The sequence below is a fragment of the Amaricoccus sp. genome, from assembly GCF_017995835.1.
In the GTDB taxonomy this organism is placed as follows: domain Bacteria; phylum Pseudomonadota; class Alphaproteobacteria; order Rhodobacterales; family Rhodobacteraceae; genus Amaricoccus.
Map to the genome: position 1 here is coordinate 1 of NZ_JAGOID010000131.1, position 6596 is coordinate 6596.

Sequence of the window (6596 nt, forward strand, 5' to 3'; positions counted from 1 at the left end):
CGCTGGCCCGCCTCCGACCGGCGCCTCCTCGCGGATTGCCGAGCACTACGACGCCGAGACGCGGCAGATCGTGGAAACCGTCTACGCCGAGGATTTCACCGCCTTCGGCTATCCGCGCCTAATCGGCTGACCTCCGCTCACCTTGCGGCGCCTGCGTCGTTGGAGCGATCTATTTGTGCGATGCAGCATCATATGTCGCGTGCGAATGCGAACGCGCGGAATCGCGCGAAAGCAAGGAGAGCAGAGATGACCACCCCTGATACGCTGGCGCGCCTGCGCGCCGTCATCGAGGACGAGCTCGGCGAGTTCCGACAGCTGGCGGACCTGCCGGCGCGCGAGATCGACGCGATTGCGGCGCGGCTCGTCCGCGCCGTCGAGCCCGTGCTGGCGCCCGTCGCCACCGAGCGGCGACCGGCAGCCTGAACCGGCCCGCGGGCCGCCATGACTATGGCGGCGGCGGCGTGGCGTGCTAAGGTTCGGCGACCCGCGCATCCGGGACCGCGGGGAGGCGCGCCGGACCCGTGCGCCACGGGCTGCCACCCCGGCGTGACATGACTGGGGAGGAGGCTGCGGATGCAGGCACGGATCACCAGGTTCAAGATGCGGGCCGACAGCGTGGAAACCGCGCGGGCGATGATGGACGAGCTCAAGGGCGACATCCTCGGCCAGCCCGGCGTGCGGCACATGCTGATCGTGATGAACGAGGACGGCGCTGGCTACGTGATCGGCCAGATCGACGAGACCGGCGCCTCGCCCGAGGCGGTGGACCGGGTGCGCACGATCTGGCGCCGGTTCCACGACCTGCTCGACGACACCCCCGACCCCGAGATCTACGAGGTCTTCGCCGACTGGCGACCCGACTCTCGCCGGACGACATAGCGGGGCGTGTCGGAGCGAGCGAACGCGAGGCTGGCCGGGGGGCGCACGCTCTCGCTGGCGCCGCGCCTCGACCTTTCCGGTGCGCTCGACGAGACGCTCGCAACTGGTCGCGCCGCGAAGGTCGCCGCGGCGGGGGCAACGGGCGCTGACAGCGCCGCGAGTCCCGCCGGACGAAAGGACGTCCCACCCACCCGCAACGAACCGAAAAGGAAACGCCCATGCCCTCCCCTCTCGCCCCCACGCTCCGCCGCGGCCTCCTCGCCGCCGCGATGGGCATGGCCGTCGCCATTCCCGCTCACGCCGAGTTGGGCGCCGTCGAGATCATCGCCCCCGCAGGACCCGGCGGGGGCTACGACCAGCTCGCGCGCGCGCTGCAGGCCACGCTCGACCAGTCTGGCCTCGCCTCCAACGTCCAGGTGATGAACGTGCCCGGCGCCGGCGGCACGATCGGCCTCTCCCAGTTCATCAACAGCCCGGCCTCGGGGACGAAGATGCTCGTCGCCGGCCTCGGCCTGATCGGTGCGATCGAGGTGAACGACGCACCTGTCACGCTCGAGCAGGTGACGCCGCTCGCCCGCCTGACCGGTGAGTACCAGCCGCTCGTCGTCGGCGCTTCGAGCCCGATCAAGTCCCTCGACGATCTCAAGGCGATGTACGAGGCCGATCCCGGCTCGGTCAGCTGGGGCGGCTTCGCCCTCGGCAGCCCCGACCACTTGATCTCGGCGATGACGGTCAAGGCCTTCGGCGGCGACGTGAAGGACATGAACTACATCGTGGCCGGCGCCGGCGGCGAGATGCTCGCGCAAGTCCTCGGCGGCCACATCACGGTGGCCACCGGCGGGCTCAACGAGTTCGCCGGTTTGATCGCCACGGGCGAACTGCGCGCGCTTGCCGTCTCCGCACCGGAGCCGCTGCCGGGCATCGACATCCCGACCTTCAAGGAGTTGGGCTATGACGTCGAGCTGGTCAACTGGCGCGGAGTGATGGCCAAGCAGGACGTGTCGCCAGAAGCGCTCGCCGAGCTCGACGGCGCCGTGAGCCAGCTCGTCGCGTCCGAGGAATGGAAGAAGCTCGCCGCCGAGCGGGGCTGGGTCGACATGCACCTCTCCTCCGCCGAGTTCGCGAGCTTCCTCGCAACCGAAGAGGCGCGCATCCACGGAATCCTCGTCGAGCTCGGCCTCGCTCAGTGACCGCCGCGGCGGCCGGCTTCACGTCCGGCCGCCGCATGCATAGCGCCGTCGCCCCGCCTCACCCGGGATGCCGGGGCGACGGATGGCCCCAGACGATGCCTGCGCTGCGGCCGACGGCACGCCAGCGTTGCGCTCGAGCTTGCTTCACGGCGCGGAAGCGCGCCGGTTTTTCTCGACCGCAGGCGCGCAACCTCTCCTCGCCTGACCTGCTCCGAGCCTTGCACAGCGCCGGGATCGCGACCGCTGGCCGCTACCCCTAGTCGAACGCCCGCGGGTTCCCCTCGTCATCGAGCGCCACGAACACGAAGGTCGCGCAGGTCACCTTCTGGCTGACGTCCTCGTGCCGGCTCCGGCGCCAGGCGGTGACGTGGATATGCATCGACGTCCGCCCGCGCCGGGTCAGGTTGGCGAAGAGCGAGACCTCGTCGCCGACCTTCACCGGCAGGTGGAACCGCATCCCGTCCACCGCAACCGTCGCCGCCCGGCCGCGCGCGGCCAGCGCCGCGAGATTGCCGGCGGCGAGGTCCATCTGGCTCATCAGCCATCCGCCGAAGATGTCTCCGGCGGGGTTGGTGTCGGCCGGCATCGCGATCGTGCGAATCGCCGGCTGGTCCTGCGGGGGAGCTTCGGCGTCGTCCATGACCGCCCCCCCACCGACAACGAGCGGGCTGGCCGAGGCGGGCGTGCGCGTGTCCATGGTTCTCCCCCGGTTGAGGTGGTCGCCGATCCCGACGGCCGCGCCGACTATGCGCCGGAAAGCGAAGAACCGCAAACGCCGCCGTCGCGCCCGGAAGGCCGCCCCGGGACCTCGTCAAACCGGCAGCGGCGACGTCCCGATGACCGCCGGATGGAGCCACAAGGCCACGAGCCAGAGACCGAGACCGACCGCCACCCGCGGCGCGAGCCGCCGCAGGTTCCGCCGCCGCCAGCCGCGGTCGGCGAACGGCGCTAGCGAGAGGACCGGCGGAGTCGTCCGCCACATCGCTTCCGCCTCGCCCGCCGGCAACTCGCTTTGCGCCCGCACGTCGGCAGCCCGCATTCCCGCCACCGCCATCCCGAGAAAGCCGCCAAACAGCACGACATGCGCGAGGTCCCCGTTCGCCACCAGATGCGCCCCGGCCCACAGCGCCAGCGCGAGGAACAATGGATGCCGCGCCACCGCGGCGAAGCCCGGGTCGGACGGGTCGAACCGCGCGCCCCGACGCCCTCCCAGCGTCGTCGGCTGCGCGGTCCCGGCCCCGCACGTCGCGAGCACGAAGGCGAGCGGCATGGCGAGGTTGGGCGCCCAGCGCTGCCACCCCAGCGCCGGCCACAGTTCCACGAAGGGCGCGCCCGCGGACGCCACAACCAGCCATCCGAGCAGTCCGAGCGACACGAGGCCATAGGCGGTGAAATAGGCCCGCCGCCCCAGGCGCGCGATGGCGACGTCGCGCAGGCCCGTCGCCGCCGGCAGGTAGTGCGACGCGACGAAGGCCGCGAGCGCCAGCAGGAAGGGAATCCAGCTCATCCCTTGCCCCGCCTTCCGGGGGGCGCCCCAAGGATGGCGAAGCCGCCGACGCGGCAACAGGCCATGCTTGGAGCGCATGGCGGCATGTCGCAAACAGGCAATTGTGCGCCGCAGCATGAGCCGTCATCTTTGCGGCACGGGACAAGTCGTCCCGCTCGACAAATCAAGGATGCCGACCATGACGACAGCTTACGCTTCGATGCACGGCCGGTCGCACGCATCCGCCCCCAGGGCGCGCGTCGACACGGTTTTCGACCGGATCCGCTCCGCCTGGAAGCTGCGCCGGGACTACAGCCGCACGCTCGCCGAACTCCGCGCCCTTTCGCCGCGGATGCTTCGCGACGTGAACCTCGACACCCTCGACCTGGCTGCGGTCGCGCGGCGCGAGGTCTACGGAAGCTAAGCCGCGGGACAGACATCCCGACGGCCAACGAACTCAGACAGGAACCACGGATATGGCGCACGCCATCACCCATCTCGACAGCCCCTTCCACCGCTTCGGCCTCGTCGCGCGCGTTCGCGGGCTCGTCGCCCGGATCGCCGACGCGATCGCCGAGCACCGGGCCTACCGCTCGGTCCTCGAGGAGCTGAACTCCCTGACCGACCGCGAGCTCGCCGATCTCGGCCTGCACCGCGCCAGCATCGCGGGAATCGCCCGCGAGGCGGCCCGGACTCGCTGATCCCGCCGGGGCGCGGATCCCCTCCGGGATCCGCCCCGATCGCGCAAGCCGGCGCACCACGTCGCCGGTCAGCCAGCCCCGCGCCGGCGTGGCGACCGTCCGTCACCATCCGGGCTTCCGTCGCCTGCCGCGGAACCGGACCTCATCCGGCCCCGCGCCTGGATTGCGCACGGGTAGCAAATCTTGCGATCCGCCCGACCCGCAAGCCTCGCTGGTGACGTCCGCGTCCTCGCGACGGTCGAAGCCGCAGCGACCGCCTCCGTCGCCTTGATCCGGGCGCGCCAGCCAGGCTCGGCCACCTTCTCGCGCCTGCCTTCTGCCGGCAGGCACACCCCTCCGCTGCTTCAACTTCAGTCCACCCTTTCCGCCGGCGACACCGTTTTGTGGTCGGTGGGCGGGACGGCGCGAGCATAGGGCTGAAGCATCACCCGCTTCGCCCGCAGCCGCTCGACAAGATCGAAGTTGATGTCGGATTTCGCCGTCAGCGAGAAGTTCACGTCGCGCAGCCAGCATCGCACCTCGAAGACCAGGCTGTCCGGTCCCACCTCCATGAGGAGCACGCGCGGCGAGGGTGAGTTCACGACGAGCGGATGCTCCTCGGCGGCGGAGAGGAGAATTGCTTCCACCTCCCGCGGGTCGGATTCGAGCGCGACGTTGATCTGGATCGCGATGCGTCCGGTCATCCCCGAATGCGTCCGGTTGAGCACCGTCCCCGCCACCAGGTCGCTGTTCGGCAGGATCACGCTCGCCCGGTCGAATGTCTCGATCTCGGTCGAGCGCACCGAAATGTTGCGGACGTAGCCGGAGAACCCGCCGACCTCGATCCAGTCGCCTTCCTTGATCGGCCGCTCCACCAGCAGGATGATCCCCGAGACGAAGTTCGACACGATGTTCTGCAGGCCGAAGCCGATGCCGACGGAGAGCGCGCCGGCGACCACTGCGAGGCTGGTCAGGTTGATCCCCGTCGAGGAGATCGCCACGAAGGCGGCGAGGATGAAGCCGACGTACTTCACACCCGCCAGCACGGCGTTGCGGCCGCCCGCATCCATCCGGGTGCGAGGCAGGACGGTGTTGCGCAGTATCGACTGCAACAGCCGGGCCACGCCGTAGATCACGCCGAACACCACCGCGAACGTCAGCAGCGTCCCGACCGAGATCCGCATTCCGCCCAGCGTCACGCCGTCGCGAAACGTGTACAGGACGCTGGAGACGTCGGACCAGCGCGCGCCCCAGATCAGCGCCAGCGGCACGATTGCGGCGAGGATCACCACGGCGCCGACGACGACGGGCACGAGCCCCGCGGCCGGGCCGGCGATCTCGGCGGCCGCGGCCGCGGCCGGGGCGGTTCGAACCTCGCCTTGTCGATCCTTGCGTCGATCGCGCCGGCGGCCGAGAGCGACGAAGATCCTCGTGAGTAGATCGAACACCACGTAGCTCGCGCCGACGAGCCCGAGCGTCAGGATCGTGGCCAGGCTCAGGTACGACGCCGCCGCGAGATAGCCTACCGCTGCGAGAACCGGCGCGACCACCGCGACGGTCATGGTCCCACGCTCGGCCACCTCGAGCGCGCCGAGCGTCAGCGGCCCGGCCGAGGCGACCGCCCTTCCCCCTACCGGGCGCGCGAGGCTCCTGCGTACCCGTCCCATGAGCTGGGACGCCCGCGCCAGCAGGATGCCGCCGGCGACAAAAACGGGAAACGCGAGCGTCGCCGTTTGCGCCGCGTCGAGATCCCAGGTGAAGACGTTCTGACGGATGAAGATCTGCGCGGCCAGCACGATGCCGAGCGCCATCGTTGCCTGGGCGCCCCGCGCGGCGTTGTGGTCGTCGAGCGGCGCCAGTCGGTAGGCTGGCAGGTTCGGCGAGAACAGGCTGTTGCCGAGCCAGCTCGCCCCGATCAACGCGAGGGCGAAAGCGGGAAGGTGAAAGAGCCGCGACTCGTGCGCGGCGTTCAGCACCTTGTCCGGGTCGAGCGCCGCAAAGAGCAGGCCCGCCCCCACTGCGGGGACGATCAGCCGGCTGAAGTTCCGCAGCGCCACCAGGAGCCCGATGCTCCCGGGGCTCGTCGCGTGCGCGAGCCCGCCCTCGGCTGCGCGCACCAGCCGACGTTGCAGCCAGAACGTCAGCATCACGCCGATCGCCGCCAGCAGGAGATCGACGGGAAAGCGCTTGACCCGCTCTCCCCGCTGCGCCGGATCCTCGATGATCGCGGTGACGGCGCCCCCGAACTGACCGATGCGTTCGGCGAGGACGTTCAGGGTCGAATACCAGTTCTGCGGCAGCAGCGGCGACGGGCCGCGCCCACGCAACTCGGCGGTGAAGCGCGCCCGCACGATCATGTCG

At 70.6% G+C, this 6596-nt stretch carries 8 protein-coding genes; 5 read left to right on the forward strand and 3 right to left on the reverse strand.

The genetic code is table 11. The annotated features are described in order from the left end of the window. Window positions 1-246: 246 nt before the first annotated feature. From KBA23_RS14890 to KBA23_RS14900, 3 genes are all read left to right on the forward strand, one after another. Window positions 247-423, forward strand: a complete 177-nt coding sequence (locus KBA23_RS14890) for a hypothetical protein (protein ID WP_290742463.1) — start codon at window positions 247-249, stop codon at window positions 421-423. A gap of 150 nt (window positions 424-573) precedes the next feature. After that, window positions 574-879, forward strand: coding sequence for a hypothetical protein (locus KBA23_RS14895; protein WP_290742466.1), 306 nt, complete (start codon window positions 574-576; stop codon window positions 877-879). Between the two features lie 218 nt (window positions 880-1097). Next, window positions 1098-2069 carry a tripartite tricarboxylate transporter substrate-binding protein gene (locus tag KBA23_RS14900; RefSeq protein WP_290742469.1) on the forward strand — a complete coding sequence of 324 codons (972 nt, stop codon included), beginning with the start codon at window positions 1098-1100 and terminating at the stop codon, window positions 2067-2069. 256 nt (window positions 2070-2325) lie between these two features. Here the strand turns inward: KBA23_RS14900 and KBA23_RS14905 are convergent, their stop codons facing one another. Together KBA23_RS14905 and KBA23_RS14910 are read right to left on the reverse strand one after the other, a co-directional pair. After that, on the reverse strand, window positions 2326-2709 hold the full coding sequence (locus tag KBA23_RS14905) for an acyl-CoA thioesterase (RefSeq protein ID WP_290742484.1): 384 nt from the start codon (window positions 2707-2709) through the stop codon (window positions 2326-2328). 171 nt (window positions 2710-2880) lie between these two features. Next, complete coding sequence (locus KBA23_RS14910) at window positions 2881-3576, reverse strand: NnrU family protein (RefSeq protein WP_290742472.1); 696 nt, start codon at window positions 3574-3576, stop codon at window positions 2881-2883. Between the two features lie 178 nt (window positions 3577-3754). On the opposite strand from KBA23_RS14910, the gene KBA23_RS14915 reads away from it, so the two are divergent. After that, window positions 3755-3979 (forward strand): DUF1127 domain-containing protein, encoded by a 225-nt coding sequence (locus KBA23_RS14915; RefSeq protein ID WP_290742475.1) that lies wholly within the window; start codon window positions 3755-3757, stop codon window positions 3977-3979. 52 nt (window positions 3980-4031) lie between these two features. Then, window positions 4032-4256 (forward strand): DUF1127 domain-containing protein, encoded by a 225-nt coding sequence (locus tag KBA23_RS14920; RefSeq protein WP_290742478.1) that lies wholly within the window; start codon window positions 4032-4034, stop codon window positions 4254-4256. Between the two features lie 350 nt (window positions 4257-4606). Here KBA23_RS14920 and KBA23_RS14925 read toward each other — a convergent pair. Continuing rightward, window positions 4607-6596: mechanosensitive ion channel domain-containing protein (locus KBA23_RS14925; RefSeq protein ID WP_290742481.1), on the reverse strand; the 1990-nt coding region annotated here is incomplete at its 5' end.